At 70.0% G+C, this 13436-nt stretch carries 12 protein-coding genes; 2 read left to right on the top strand and 10 right to left on the bottom strand.

Translation table 11 applies throughout. The features are described from left to right. Positions 1 to 17 precede the first annotated feature (17 nt). Positions 18 to 650, bottom strand: a complete 633-nt coding sequence (gene gmk, locus ACN28I_RS00495) for a guanylate kinase (RefSeq protein ID WP_420940233.1) — start codon at positions 648 to 650, stop codon at positions 18 to 20. Then, a complete protein-coding gene (locus ACN28I_RS00490) occupies positions 647 to 1525 on the bottom strand; it encodes a YicC/YloC family endoribonuclease (protein ID WP_420940232.1) in 879 nt (292 codons plus the stop codon). Before ACN28I_RS00490 ends, gmk begins: the two co-directional genes overlap by 4 nt. Before the next feature lie 76 nt (positions 1526 to 1601). Between ACN28I_RS00490 and ACN28I_RS00485 the strand changes: the two genes are divergently transcribed. Beyond that, the gene (locus tag ACN28I_RS00485; protein WP_420940231.1) at positions 1602 to 2702 is read left to right on the top strand and encodes a glycosyltransferase family 9 protein; all 1101 of its coding nucleotides are present in this window, start codon (positions 1602 to 1604) and stop codon (positions 2700 to 2702) included. Here ACN28I_RS00485 and ACN28I_RS00480 read toward each other — a convergent pair. The 6 genes from ACN28I_RS00480 to ACN28I_RS00455 all read right to left on the bottom strand — a co-directional run bounded on the left by ACN28I_RS00480 (position 2691) and on the right by ACN28I_RS00455 (position 8014). Then, positions 2691 to 2966, bottom strand: coding sequence for a Trm112 family protein (locus tag ACN28I_RS00480; protein WP_420940230.1), 276 nt, complete (start codon positions 2964 to 2966; stop codon positions 2691 to 2693). The two genes, ACN28I_RS00485 and ACN28I_RS00480, sit on opposite strands and share 12 nt — an antisense overlap. An 11-nt stretch (positions 2967 to 2977) precedes the next feature. Beyond that, entirely contained in the window at positions 2978 to 3469 is a 492-nt protein-coding gene (locus tag ACN28I_RS00475; RefSeq protein ID WP_420940229.1) for an adenylyltransferase/cytidyltransferase family protein, read from the bottom strand. After that, complete coding sequence (locus ACN28I_RS00470) at positions 3466 to 4482, bottom strand: bifunctional heptose 7-phosphate kinase/heptose 1-phosphate adenyltransferase (RefSeq protein WP_420940228.1); 1017 nt, start codon at positions 4480 to 4482, stop codon at positions 3466 to 3468. Before ACN28I_RS00470 ends, ACN28I_RS00475 begins: the two co-directional genes overlap by 4 nt. A gap of 49 nt (positions 4483 to 4531) precedes the next feature. Continuing rightward, complete coding sequence (lpxK, locus tag ACN28I_RS00465) at positions 4532 to 5512, bottom strand: tetraacyldisaccharide 4'-kinase (protein ID WP_420948533.1); 981 nt, start codon at positions 5510 to 5512, stop codon at positions 4532 to 4534. Positions 5513 to 5598: 86 nt separating this feature from the next. Next, positions 5599 to 6621 carry a glycosyltransferase gene (locus ACN28I_RS00460; protein WP_420940227.1) on the bottom strand — a complete coding sequence of 341 codons (1023 nt, stop codon included), beginning with the start codon at positions 6619 to 6621 and terminating at the stop codon, positions 5599 to 5601. A 49-nt stretch (positions 6622 to 6670) separates the two neighbouring features. After that, a complete protein-coding gene (locus ACN28I_RS00455; protein WP_420940226.1) occupies positions 6671 to 8014 on the bottom strand; it encodes a 3-deoxy-D-manno-octulosonic acid transferase in 1344 nt (447 codons plus the stop codon). Between the two features lie 214 nt (positions 8015 to 8228). On the opposite strand from ACN28I_RS00455, the gene ACN28I_RS00450 reads away from it, so the two are divergent. After that, a complete protein-coding gene (locus ACN28I_RS00450) occupies positions 8229 to 10436 on the top strand; it encodes a M4 family metallopeptidase (RefSeq protein ID WP_420940225.1) in 2208 nt (735 codons plus the stop codon). A 66-nt stretch (positions 10437 to 10502) separates the two neighbouring features. Here ACN28I_RS00450 and ACN28I_RS00445 read toward each other — a convergent pair whose 3' ends face one another. Then, positions 10503 to 11657, bottom strand: a complete 1155-nt coding sequence (locus ACN28I_RS00445; RefSeq protein WP_420940224.1) for a PHP domain-containing protein — start codon at positions 11655 to 11657, stop codon at positions 10503 to 10505. Beyond that, the gene (locus ACN28I_RS00440; RefSeq protein ID WP_420948532.1) at positions 11654 to 13435 is read right to left on the bottom strand and encodes an ABC transporter ATP-binding protein; all 1782 of its coding nucleotides are present in this window, start codon (positions 13433 to 13435) and stop codon (positions 11654 to 11656) included. Before ACN28I_RS00440 ends, ACN28I_RS00445 begins: the two co-directional genes overlap by 4 nt. Position 13436: the final 1 nt, after the last annotated feature.

Genomic DNA, 13436 nt, shown 5'->3' with positions numbered 1-13436 from the left:
CGGTCAGCCCCAGAAACTCAGGGCGTGGCCTTCTCCAACTTCAGCTTCGAGAGATCCACCCGCCCCCGCCGGCTGCGCTCGGCGATGACCACCGCGTGCAGGTCTCTATAGGCGCGCTCGAAGTCGTCGTTCACGATGATGTAGTCGTACGAAGCGACTCCCCGCTCGATCTCCGAGCGGGCAGCCAGCATCCGGCGGCGGATGGTCTCCTCCGCATCCGTCCCGCGATCGCGCAACCGCCGCTCGAGCTCATCCATCGCCGGAGGAACGACGAAGACGAGCACCGTGTCAGGCTGCTTGCGCTTGATCGCAAGCCCGCCCTGGACGTCGATGTCGAAGATGGCCACGCCCTTCCGGGCTCGCGCCTCGTCCACCACCGACTGGGAGCTGCCGTAGAAGTGCCCGTAGACCTCGGCCCATTCGACGAACTCCCCCCGCTCGATCCGCTCCTGGAAGGCGGCGACGTCCACGAAGTGGTAGTCCACCCCATCCTGCTCCCGGCCTCGGGGTTTCCGGGTGGTCACGCTGACGGAGAAAATGGCGTCCGGCAGCTCGGCCAGCAGGCGGCGCGCCAAGGATGTCTTCCCCGTCCCCGATGGCGCGGAGAGGACGAGCAGGAGACCGGGCTGGAGAGGAGTGGGCTCGTTCATTCGACGTTCTGGACCTGTTCGCGGATGCGCTCGACTTCTGCCTTCATCGACACTACGCGCGAGGAAATCTCCGCGTGCTGGCTCTTCGAGCCCGTGGTGTTCACCTCGCGGTGCATCTCCTGCACGAGGAAGTCCATGCGGCGGCCGGACGGCTCGCTCCCCGCCATGAGCTGACGGAACTGCTCGAGGTGACTCGCCAGCCGCGTCATCTCCTCGGCAATGTCCGTCCGCTCGGCGAAGACGGCCACCTCCTGGGCGAGCCGCTGCTCGTCCACGGAGATGCCTCGCGCCAGCTCGGCCACGCGCTCGGCCAGCCGCTGGCGGTATTCGTCCACCGACCTCGGCGCCAGTTGGGCCACCTCATGGCTCCAGCGCTCGATGAGCCCGAGCCGCGCCTCCAGGTCCGCACGGATGGCCTCGCCCTCCACCTGGCGCATCTGCTCCAGCGCTCCAATCGCCTGGGCCAGCGCCTCCTGCACCGCCTGCGTGGCCGCCTCCACGTCCATCCCCCGCTCCTCCAGCCGCATCACCCCCGGCTGGTTGGCCACATGCGTCCAGGACACCTCCGCCATCATCCCGAGCGCCTCGGCCACCTGGCGGTAGGCCCGCGCGTACTCCCGCGCCAGCCCGATATCCACCACCGGCACCGTCCCGGCCGCCGTCGCCGTCTGCCTCTTGATGAAGACCTCCACCGAGCCGCGGGCGAGCCGGTCCTTCACCTGCTTCACCAGCACCGACTCCAGCGCCGCCAACTCCCGCGGCAGCCGCGCCTTCACCTCGCAGAACTTGTGGTTGAGTGAGCGCAGCTCGACGGAAAACTCCTCGTCACGCACCCGCGCGCGCCCTGCTCCGAATCCAGTCATGCTCTTCAGCATTCGCGGCTTGCTAGGCGCTTCCGGCCAACAGGTCAAGCCACCTGCGCGGATCCTCTCTGCTATGGTCCGCCCCCCGATGGTCTGGCACAAGCGGCTCGAGTTGTGGGCGAAACTGGCACTCGCTCTGGTGGCGTCCGCCCTCCTCTGGCGTCCCGGCCGGCGGCGGACGCCGGGAACTCCCCTCCCCTCCCCCCGGCGCGTCCTCCTCGTCCGGATCGACAACCGGGTGGGGGAGGCGCTCCTCACCACTCCCCTCCTCACGACCCTCAAGGCGGCCCCCCAGCCCCCGGAGGTCCACGTCCTCGTCCACTCCAAGGTCGCCCGCGTCATCGCCGGCCATCCCGAGGCGGATCGCATCATCCCCTTCGACCGGCGCCGCCTCTGGCTCGGCGCCCTCGCCCCCGGCATCCGCGCCCTCCGGCGCGAGCGCTATGACGTCGTCGTCGACTGCTCCAACTGGTCCACGCCCTCCGTCACCTCCGCCCTCATCTCCCGGCTCGTGGGGCCTCGCGCCATCGTCATCGGCCCCCACCAGTGGCCCGTCCGGTATCTCCACTCGATCTCCGTCCCCGCCCGCTCCGATACCACCCGCGAGGTGCTCCAACGCGTGCACCTGCTCTCGCCCCTCGTGCCAGGCGCTCCCCGCGAGTCGATGTCCTTCCGCACTCCCCATGTCAGCGACTCGTTCCGCTCATGGCTCGAGGCCGGCTCCGGCTCGCCCCGTGCCGTAGTCAATCCCGGAGGGAGACTGGGATGGAGACGCATTCCTCCCGAAGCCTTCGCCGCCGCAGCCCGCGCCTTGGTCGCCTCCGGGCGTACCCCCATCGTCACCTGGGGCCCCGGTGAGGAGGAGCTCGCCCGCTCCGTCGTCGCCTCCGCCCCGGGCTCCCAGCTCGCCCCTCCTACCAATATCGATGAGCTGGCCGCCCTCATGCGCTCCGCAGGCCTCACCGTCTGCAACAACACCGGCCCCATGCACCTGTCCGTCGCCGTCGGCGCCCCTACCCTCGGACTCTTCTTCCGCATGGACATGGCCCGCTGGGGTCACCCCCTCCCGCCCCACCGCATGGTCGACCTGACTCCCGTCGTCGACTCCGGTGGAGACCTGCCCGCACGCGTCTTCGAGGAGGTGAGCGCCTTCGCGCAGGGGCTCACGACCCGGAATTCAGTTTCCTGAGCCGGGATGAGGACGGGATTCCTCGGGTAGGAGCACCGGGACTCCGTCACGGATGGGATACGCGAGGCTACAGGCCGCGCAGCACAGCTCGGCCGGAGTGGTGCTCCCGGAATTGGAACCCGGGGGACCGATACCCTCACCCCGACCCTCTCCCTGAGGGAGAGGGAGGGTTGTTGGGCGGGTTGTCGTGGGTGGTGTTGGCGTGAGCGGACCCTTGCACCGGGGGCACGCCAACGTCGAGAGCAACCAGTCGGGGAGCCTCATTTGCCTCACCCCTACTTCGTTCCGCGTTCCGCCTGCAGCCGCTGCGCGAGATCCGTCGTGCTGTGATTCTTCGGGTCTCCCGCCACCGCGACCCGGCCCCCGTAGGCCCTCACCTCATCGCCCTCGGGAATCGTGTCCGGCGTGTAGTCCGTCCCCTTCACGTGCACGTCCGGCTTCAGCGCCCGGATGATGTTCCTCACGTTCGGCTCGTCGAACACCATCACCCGATCCGTACACGCCAGCGCCGCTACCATCTCCGCCCTCTCCCCCTCCGGAATGTGCGGCCGGCCCGGCCCCTTGTACGCCCTCGTGGATGCGTCCGAATTCACCGCCACCACCAGGCAGTCCGCCAGCTCCTTCGCCCCCTCCAGATAGCGCACGTGCCCGACGTGGATCAGATCGAACACCCCGTTGGCCAGCGCCACCGTCTTCCCCTCCGCCCTCCAGCGCTCGCGCTGCTCCACCACCTCCGCCAGCCGCTGCACCTTGTCCAACGTCCTCACCGCGCACCCCGCAGCTCACCCAACAGCTCGTCCCTCGCCACCGTCGCCGTCCCCGGCTTCTGCACCGCCAGAGCCCCCGCCACGTTCGCCAGTCTCGCCGCGTCCCCGAAGCTCCCTCCCGCCGCCAACCCCAGCGAAAACGCCGCGATCACCGTGTCCCCAGCCCCCGTCACGTCCACCGCCTCCTTCGCCCCATGCACCGGAATCACGTCCAACCCACCCTTCGCATCGAAGAGCGCCATCCCGTGCCGGCCCCTCGTCACCAACAGCGCCTGGCACTTCAGCCGGCGCACCACCTCGTGCCCCGCCTCCACCAGGTCCGCGTCCGTCCTCAACGGCCTCCCCACCAGGGAGTGCAGCTCCGGCTCGTTGGGCTTGCACACCGTCACTCCGGTGAACGCCGACAGGCTGTAGCGGCTGTCCACGCACACCGGCAGCCCGTCCGCCGCCAGCTTGCGCAACGCCTCCCTCATCTCCTCCCCCACCACCCCCGCTCCATAGTCCGACACCACCACCGCATCCGCGTCCTTCGCCGCCTCCTCCACCCGCTTCACCAACGCCCTTCTCAGCTTCGGCGGCAACGGTCCCCTCTGCCCGCGATCCAGCCTCAACATCTGCTGCCGCGTCGTGTTCACCCCTCCCGCCAGGATGCGCGTCTTCGTCTCCGTCTCCACGCCCTTCGCACTCACCGCGCTCAGCTCGATCCCCGCTTCATCGAACAGCTTCCGCAGCGCCCTCCCCATCTCGTCCACGCCCAGCAGCCCCACCGCCGTCACCTGCCCCGACAGTGAACGCACGTTCGCCGCCACGTTCGCCCCGCCCCCCAGCTTCACCTCCGAGGACTCGTGGCGCACGATCAGCACCGGAGCCTCCCGGCTCACCCGGTCCGTCTGTCCGTAGATGTAGTGGTCCGCGACCAGGTCCCCCACCAGCAGCACCCTCCGGCGCGCGAAGGCCAATGCAAACTGAGCCAAGGGGGGAGATGTCACTCGGGCGGGCAGGACGGCAGCCATGGCGGCGCGTTGTCCCACAGCAACTTCCCTTCCACAAGCCGACCTTTTCCTACCCGAGCCCGAGCGCCCGGCGAAGGTGCGACTCGCCCTCGAGCACCTCCACTCCCAGCCGCACCGTCCACGTCTCGAAGCCCCCAGGCAGCCGCACCCGGTCCTTCTCCGTCGTCACCACCCGCGCCCCCAGGCTCGCCGCCCGGCTGCTCACCTCGTGGAGCTCCCGCTCGCTGAAGCGATGGTGGTCCGGAAAGAAGGCCGTCCCCCTCACGTCCGTCCCCAACTCCCCCAGCGTCCGCAGAAAGCCCCCCGGCCGAGCAAGCCCCGCCAGTGCCAGCACGGGTTCTCCCGACAGCGCCTCCACCGGGTGGAGCACTCCCGCCGGATCCACCCACGCCGTGGGCCGGTAGCGCGTCCTCACGCTCGGCGCCGGTAACGGCGGCAACTCCGGCCCGGGCACCGCCGCGGCTCGCACCCAGAAGAGCGTCGCCCGGCTCAACCCCGAGAGCGGCTCGCGCAACGGGCCTCGCGGCAACATCCGTCCGTTGCCGAAGCCCACCGCCTCGTCCACCACCACCACGTCCTCGTCCCTCGCCAACCTCCGGTGCTGGAAGCCGTCGTCGAGCAGCACCACCTCCACCCCGAACTCGTCCCTCGCCCGCTTCGCCAGCCCCCGCCGATCCGCCCCCACGAACAGCCTCGCCTCCGGGCACCGGCGCGCCAGCAACAACGGCTCGTCCCCCGCCTCCTCCACCGAGGGCAACGGCCCCGCTCCCGTGAAGGTCAGCGGCTCCTTCGAGCGCCGCCCATACCCTCGCGTCAGGATGCCCACCCGCTTCCCCTCCCGCACCAGCAGCTCCGCCAGGTACAGCACCGCCGGCGTCTTCCCCGTCCCTCCCACGTTCAGGTTTCCCACCGAGATGACCCGCAGCCCCTCCACCCGCTCGCCTCGCAGCACCCCCGCGTCGTAGAGCGCTCCCCTCAGCCTCACCCCCGCCCCGTAGCCCCACGCCAGTACCCCCAACGGCGCCAGCATCGCCTTCCGGCTCCAGGGCTCCGGCCTCTCCGGGTAGAACACCCGCTCGATGGCCGTCGGCCCCTGCTGTCCCGGGGACTCCGCGCTCACCGCTCCGCCCTCGCCTGCTCGTACAGCGCCAGCACGTCCGCGGCGATCCTCGCGTTGCCCGGGTGCTCCACCAACGCCCTCGCCCCCGGCTCCGAGGCCGCGGCCACCGCCTCCGGCGTCAGCTCCTCCACCAGCGCATCCGCCAACGCCGGCAGGTTGCCCTCGTCCACCGCCACCACCCTCACCCCACACGCCCTCGCCTGCGCCGCCGCCCTCGCGCTCCAGTCGTTCCCCAACCCCAGCACCCACACCTCGTCCAGCGCCTTCAGCCAGCGCGCGAAGGCCTCCCCCTTCTGGTACCCCGCGAACGTCACCCCCTCCTCCAGCCCCAACCTCCTCACCTGCTCGCGCACCGGCTCCACCAACCCTCCATCCCCCACCAGCACCAGCCTCGCTCCCGCGTTCTTCTCGCGCAGCCTCGCGAAGGCTCCCACGGCCAGCGCATGTCTCCTCGAGGCCTGGAAGGTCGACACCATCCCCACCAGCGGCGTCCCCGTCAGCCCCAGTTCCCTCCGGAGTCCCTCGCGGTCCTCCGCGGGCCGGAACATCGCGTCCACCAGCGGCGGCAACACCCGCACCCGCTTCCCCACCAGCTTCGTGATCAGCGACGACGACGGCACCGTGTACGCGTCCGCCGCCGGCAGCGACGCCCTCAGCGACCTCGGCGCGTGCACCGACCGGATCAACACCGCGCCCCCCGGCCTTCCCCACCTCGCCACCAGGTGATCGTGCGTGAAGTGCGCGTGCACCACGTCCACGCTCCTCCCCTTCAGCCTCCTCGTGTCTCCCCACACCCTCCACGGCCTCGACTTCACCGACAGCTCCAGCCCGCCCTCGTCCAGCAGCCCCATGGCCTGGAACCTCGGCACCGAGGGCTCCTCCGACGTGACCTCCGTCCGCAGGCGATCCACCGCCACCGTCACCTCGTGCCCCGCCTCCCGCTGCGCCAACGCCAACAGCGCCACGTTCTCCGCGGGGCCACTCCAGAACGGGCTCGCGAGCAGATGCAGGATTCTCATCGCCGGTCTCGCTCCTTGCTCTCAGTGGCCATCACGGTGACGGGCACCCTCACCCCGTCCCTCTCCCGGAGGGCGAGGGGTGATTGGGCGCAGTGGGAGGATTGGGCGCAGGGGGCGGATTGGGGGACTTCGCCAGTGCGCTCGCCATGTGCTCCACGTTGCGCTGACTCGCTCCGGAGATCTGTCTCACCGTCGCCCTCGCCAGCTCCCCCAGCGAACCCACCGTCTCCGGCTTCGCCAACAGCTCCGTCATCACCCGGTAGAGCTGCTCCCCATCCTTCACCTGGATGCCTCCCCTCCCCACCAACACCTGCACGCTGTCCCGGAAGTTCTCCATGTGCGGCCCGAACAGCACCGGCTTCCCCTGCCCCGCCGGCTCCAGGATGTTCTGCCCACCTCTCGTCGTGAACGACCCGCCCACGAATACCAACGTCGCCAGCCGGTACGCCCTCGACAGCTCCCCAATCGTGTCCAGCACCACCACCTGCCCGCCCTCCTCGTTCCCCTTCGAGCGCAACCCCACGCTCAGCCCCGCCTCCTTCACCAACCCCGCGATCCGCCCCGCCCGCTCGATGTACCTCGGCGCGATCACCAGCCTCAGGTCCGGGTGCGCCTCCAGCAGCTTCCGGTACACCTCCAGCAGGTGCTCCTCCTCGCCCTCGTGCGTGCTGCCCGCGATCCACACCCGCTCCCCCACCCGCAGCCCCAGCGCGCTCCGCAGCGTCTCGTCCTCCTGCCCCTGATCCGCCGCCGCCAACGCGTCGAACTTCGTGTTCCCCGTCACCATCACCCGCTCGCCCGGCGCCCCCAGCCCCAATACCCGCTCCGCCTCGTCCTCCCCCCGCATCAGGAACAGCTCCATGTCCTTCAGCGGGTTGCCGATCAGCCCGAACAACAGCCGGTACTTCCCCTGGTGCGCCGGCGAGAAACGCCCGTTCGTCAGCACCACCCGCCCTCCCGCACGGCTCGCCGCCCGGATGAGGTTGGGCCAGATCTCCGTGTACTCGAGCACCAACAGGTCCGGGCCAATGGCCTTCACCGCCCGCCGCGTCGCGCCCCACAGGTCGTACGGCGCGTACACCACCCCGTCCACCTGCTTCGCCAGGCGCTCGCGCCCCATCATGTAGCCCGAGTTCGTCATCGTGGAGAGCACGATGCGGCACCCCGGAAAGCGCGCCCTCAACGGTCCGAACATCGGAGAGAGCGCCAGCAGATCTCCCGCGCTCGCCCCGTGCATCCAGATGGTCGGCCCGGGCCCTCGCGCCGGCAGCTCTCCCTCCGCGTAGAAGCCCAACCGCTGCCGCAGCCCGTGCCGCGTCTTGCGGTGCAGCGACAACACCGGAAACAGCACGGCGAACAGCACATAGCTGGCGAGGACGTAGAGCAGGCGCATGGCAGCCTCAGCCGCGTCCCTCTACCAGATGCCGCCCCTCCCCACAGCACACATCCCCTCCGGATTCCGCCTCCCCTGAAAACCTTGAACTCTAAATCTTTCTTACAATTTATTAAAACATGAAAGATGTAATTTGTCAGGAATCCTTGAAAATGTCAGCCCCATCAGGCACACTGATTTCATCCTTGAGGCACAGGGATCAGGAGGCAGCACAGTGGCAAATCGCATCCGTGGAGTGATGGGAGTCGCGGCCCTGTCGTTGATGATGGGCGCCTGCACCGAAGGCAGCACGACCGACAACAACAAGCCCGGGGCGGTCCGGACGCTGGCGTCCGCACTCGGCAACAATGTCGTGGACGCGGATGAGTCGGGCACGGCCCGCTTCATCACCGGTGACCTGGGCAGCCTGCCCGAGCTGGCCTCCCCCGAGGCGGCCTTCACCGCGGACCTGGGCCCGGCCCTGGCCGGCATCGCGCCCCAGTTCAAGCTGGACGCGGGCAACCTGACCCTCACGCGCGCCTACACGGATGCGCAGGGTGACACCCACTACCGCTATGCCGTGAGCCACAACGGCCGCGCCATCTACGGCGGTGAGCTGCGCCTGCACGCCCGCGGCGGGAAGATCTTCGCGGCCAACACCAACGTTCGCGGTGACCTGGTGGGCCCGGCGAAGGCCACCGTGGCCCCCGAGGCCGCCATGGTCGCGGCGGAGCAGGACCGCGAGGCTCCCGAGGGTTCCCGCATCGCGGGCTCGCCGGAGCTCTTCTACTACCGCAACGGCGACAAGCTCGAGCTGGTCTACGAGGTGCGCCAGACCGGTGAGCAGGCCGACGGTACCCCCGTGGACGACTCGGTGCTGGTGAACGCCGCCGACGGCTCCGTGCTGCTGCGCGTCCCCCACGTGCACACCGGCATGAACCGCAAGCTGTACGACGGCAAGACGCTGTCCACCCTGCCCGGCACCCTGACCCGCAGCGAGGGCCAGGCCCCCGTGGCCGACCCGGTCGTCAACACCAACTTCGACCACCTGGGCACCGTCTACGACTGCTACAGCAGCCTGTACGGCCGTGACTCCATCAACAACGCGGGCGCCACGCTCATCAGCACCGTGCACCACCGCGTCAAGTACGTGAACGCCTTCTGGGACGGCACCCAGATGGTGTACGGCGACGGCGACAACGTCACCGCCTCCAACCTGGCCAACTCGCTGGACGTCACCGCCCACGAGCTGACCCACGCCGTGACGGACAACGAGTCCGACCTCATCTACTCGGGTGAGTCCGGCGGCCTCAACGAGTCCATGTCCGACATCTTCGGCGCCGTGTGCGAGTGGTACGGCGACGGCAAGGTCGTCAGCACTCGCACCTGGCTCATCGGCGACGACGTCTGGACGCCGGCCACCCCGGGCGACGCCCTGCGCTACATGGCCAACCCCACCCAGGACGGCGTGTCCCTGGACTACTACCCGGACTACTCCTCGGGCGTGGACGTGCACTACAGCTCCGGCATCTCCAACCTGGCCTTCTACCTGCTGAGCCAGGGCGGTACCCACCCGAAGGGGAAGACCACCCAGGTGGTGGCCGGCATCGGCATCGAGAAGGCCTCGCGCATCTTCTACAAGGCCAACGTGGACCTGATGACGCCGAGCACCACGTTCGAGCAGGCCAAGATCGCCACCGAGCAGGCCGCGCAGCAGCTCGGCTACGACGCGGCCACCATCGCCTCCGTCTCCAACGCCTGGAAGGCCGTGGGCGTGGGCGTGCCCGTGCCTCCCCCGGTCAACACCCCCGTGGAGAAGAACACGCCGGTGACGGACATCTCCGGTGCCCGCGGCGCCAAGGCGTACTACAGCTTCCAGGTGCCCGAGGGTGCGTTCGACCTGAACGTCAGCATCGCCGGTGGCACGGGTGACGCGGACATGTACGTTCGCTACGGCAACGCGCCGACCACCACCCAGTACGACTGCCGTCCCTACAAGTCCGGCAACGCCGAGAGCTGCGCCTTCGCCGCTCCCGCCCAGGGCACCTGGTACGTCATGCTCAACGGCTTCAGCGCCTACTCCGGCGTGACGCTGACCGTCACCTGGAAGGGTGGCTACATCCCCATCGAGGGCGGCGTGCAGCTCGACGGCCTCTCCGGCGTGCCCGGCTCCGATCAGGTCTACAAGCTGGTGGTTCCCGCCCGGAAGAACGGCGACACCAACAACGTCCACGTCCGCATCTTCGGCGGCACCGGCAACGCCGACCTCTACGTGCAGCACGGCTCGGCGCCCAGCCTCTTCGAGTACGACTGCCGCGACGTGAAGGAGCACAACTCCGAGAACTGCAACCTCAACAACACCCGCCCCGGCACCTACTACATCAAGATCTTCGGGGCTCGCGGCGGCTACCAGAACCTCTCGCTGCGCGCTGACTACAACTGAGTTGATCGCGCGGTGACACAGCGGCCGCTCCCGTTCACCCGGGGGCGGCCGTTTCACTCTTGCGGGTCAGGGAACCTTGGGGCTCGGCAGGACCTTCACCGGACTCGGGACCAGCCAGGGTCTCCACTGCGTTCCGAAGAAGCGTCCCGGTGCTTCCACCCACGCCTCCACCTGCACCGCCCCCTCCTCCACCAGCTCCACCGACCTTCCATCCGGTCTCAGCCGCCCCGCCCCTCGGACTTCGACTCGGACCTTCTCACTGGCTCCTGGCGGCAGGCGCACCGTGAGCACGTCCCCCACGTGGGCCTCCCGGCGCTCCGCCTTCAAGCCCTCCAGCGCGAAGCCCTCGGGCTCCCCCAGCGCCCGGAAGGCGCAGAGCGCCCCGCCACCCGCCAGCCCCTTCACCACCTGCTCCGCCGCGGCCCGCGCGTCCTCGGGGAGTTTCCCCACGTCCGGCAGGTACATCGCCAACGCCCGGAAGACATCCTCGTAGCGCGGCAGGCCGTGCGCGTCGTGTGAGCACAGCGCCACCCGCGGCTTCTCCCGCTCGAGCGCCAACAGCTTCTCCATCGGCTCGGGGCCCGGCTCGACCAGAAGCATCACCCCGTGCACGCCATTGCCGAAGGACGCGCCCACCGCCGGCAGCAACCGGCTGAACGGGTTGCGCATCGCGTCCCGGAAGAACGTGTCCGCCGAGTACAGCTCGAAGCCATCCGCCCGCCGCGCCGACTCCTCGTGGAGCCACGGGTTGCGCTTCTGCACCGGGTGCGCCAGCACGCTCACCCCACCCGCCTTCTCCACCGCCGCCTCGGCCTCCCCTCCGTCCATCCACTTCTGGAAGCCCTCCAGCGGGCGCCGCAGGCCGAACGCCACGAGGTGCCCATGCGCCGTGGACAGCTCCACCCCCGGCACCATCAACACCCCGTCCACGAAGACGGGCTCCCTCGGGCCCACGTCGTTGTGGTCCGTGAGCACCACGAAGTGCAGGCCCGCCGCCTTCGCCGCCGCGGCCACCTCCTCCACCGTGCCCCGCCCGTCCGAGCGCAGCGTGTGCACATGGAAGGCTCCGCGCACCCACCCGGCTCCCTCCGCCGGGGACGCCACCACCGGGTACTCCGCATACGAGGCCGCCAGCGTGAAGAAGCCGGCCACCCCCAGCAGCAGCAGCACCAGCCCCAGCAACGCCCGGAGCAGCTTGCCCACCACCACCGCGGGCTTCACGCCGCGCCCCGCTCCGGTGCCGCCGTCTGCAGCGCCCACAGCGCCGCGTAGCGGCCTCCGGCCTTCAGCAGCTCCGCGTGGCTGCCCCGCTCCACCACCCGCCCCGCCTCCACCACGCAGATGAGGTCCGCCTCCACCACCGTCGACAGGCGGTGGGCGATCACCAGCGCCGTCCGCCCCGGCAGCACCGCCGCGAGCGCCGCCTGCACCTCGCGCTCACTCTCCGGATCCAGGCTGCTCGTCGCCTCGTCCAGCACCAGCACCGGCGCCTTCGACAACACCGCCCGCGCGATGCACAGCCGCTGCCGCTGGCCTCCGCTCAGCTTCACTCCGCGCTCACCCACCCGCGTCTCGTAACCCTCGGGCAGCGCCCGGATGAAGCCGTCCGCGTTCGCCACCCGCGCCGCCGCCTCCACTTCCTCTCGCGTCGCGTCCGGCCGCGCATAGCGCAGGTTGTCCAGCACGCTCCCCGAGAAGAGCAACGGCTCCTGCGTCACCAGCGCGAACTTCGCCCGCACGCTCGCCGCCGTGTAGCCGTCCACGTCCACCCCGTCGAAACAGAGGCGGCCCTCCTGCGGACGCTCGAAGCGCAACAGCAGGCTGGTGAGCGTGCTCTTCCCTCCGCCGCTCGGCCCCACCAGTGCCACCACCTTGCCCACCGGCAGCTCCAGCGTCAGCCCGTCCAGCGCCCGCCGCTCCCCGTAGGAGAAGCGCACGCCCTCCACCTGGATGCCCCGCCGCGGCGCCGGTGCCTCCACGGCCCCCGGCACGTCCTCCACCGGATGGCGCAGATCCAGCAGCGAGAAGAGCCGCTCGCCCGCCGCGCCCGCCTGCATCGCGAACTGCGTCACCCGCCCCAGGTCCTTCACCGGCTGGTACACCAGCACCACCGCCGTGAGGAACGACAGCAGGGACTCGGGCTCCATCGCATGCGTGGCCGCCGCGTAGGCCAGCGCTCCCGCCAACGCCGCAGCCGCCAGCACCTCCATGATTCCCGGCACTCCGCCTCTCGCCCACGCGGCCCGCACCAGCGCCTCCTCGTGCGCCTTCGCGTGCGCCGAGAAGCGCTCCAGCTCCGCCGCCTGGCCGTTGAAGGCCTGGATGGTGCGCATGCCCCCGAGGCCCTCCTGGAGCTGCCCCGCGAGGTGGCCCAACTGCACCTGGCCCTCCCGCGTGCCCTTCAGCGCCTTGCGCGTCAGCTTCGAGGCCGGCAGCGCCGCCAGCGGCAGCACGCACAGCATCAACCCGCCCAGCACCGGACTGATGGACAGCGCCACGCCCGCCAGCACCACGATCTGCACCGTGTCCCGCAGGTACGAGCCCACCGTGTACATCGCCGCCTGCTCCACCGCCTGCACGTCCGAGGAGAAACGGCTGAGCAGATCTCCCATCCGCTCGCGCGCCAACTGCGCGGGAGACAGCGCGGTGAGGCGGACGAAGAGCGCCCGCCGCAGGTCCGCCACCACCTTCTGGGCGAAGAGGCCCATGAAATAGAACTGCCCGAGATACCCCACGCCCTTCACCAACCCCACCGTCAGCACCACCACGGGGAAGCCCCAGAGCACGGCCTCGCGGGGGAGGCCCGACAGCCACGGCACCGGCTGCGCGCCACCAAAACCCTCCGCGCCACCCGACAGCAGGAAGCGCAGCGCCGGGCCCATCAGGTACGCGTACGCCCCCGTGGCGAGCCCCAACACCGCCATGCACGCGAAGGCCGCCACCAGCACCCCCACGTGCGGCCGGGCGTACCCCAACAACCTCCACAACGACTTCCCCATC

It is taken from the genome of Archangium gephyra (assembly GCF_049060025.1).
Lineage (GTDB): Bacteria > Myxococcota > Myxococcia > Myxococcales > Myxococcaceae > Archangium > Archangium gephyra_A.
The sequence above is the reverse complement of the archived record's forward strand: the minus strand, read 5'-3'. Positions and strand labels throughout refer to the sequence as shown.

Coding starts and splice junctions, on each gene's coding strand:
- gmk (WP_420940233.1), bottom strand. CDS start 650: ATGAACGAGCCCACTCCTCTCCAGCCCGGTCTCCTGCTCGTCCTCTCC.
- ACN28I_RS00490 (WP_420940232.1), bottom strand. CDS start 1,525: ATGCTGAAGAGCATGACTGGATTCGGAGCAGGGCGCGCGCGGGTGCGT.
- ACN28I_RS00485 (WP_420940231.1), top strand. CDS start 1,602: ATGGTCTGGCACAAGCGGCTCGAGTTGTGGGCGAAACTGGCACTCGCT.
- ACN28I_RS00480 (WP_420940230.1), bottom strand. CDS start 2,966: ATGAGGCTCCCCGACTGGTTGCTCTCGACGTTGGCGTGCCCCCGGTGC.
- ACN28I_RS00470 (WP_420940228.1), bottom strand. CDS start 4,482: ATGGCTGCCGTCCTGCCCGCCCGAGTGACATCTCCCCCCTTGGCTCAG.
- lpxK (WP_420948533.1), bottom strand. CDS start 5,512: ATGCTGGCGCCGTTGGGGGTACTGGCGTGGGGCTACGGGGCGGGGGTG.
- ACN28I_RS00460 (WP_420940227.1), bottom strand. CDS start 6,621: ATGAGAATCCTGCATCTGCTCGCGAGCCCGTTCTGGAGTGGCCCCGCG.
- ACN28I_RS00455 (WP_420940226.1), bottom strand. CDS start 8,014: ATGCGCCTGCTCTACGTCCTCGCCAGCTATGTGCTGTTCGCCGTGCTG.
- ACN28I_RS00440 (WP_420948532.1), bottom strand. CDS start 13,435: ATGGGGAAGTCGTTGTGGAGGTTGTTGGGGTACGCCCGGCCGCACGTG.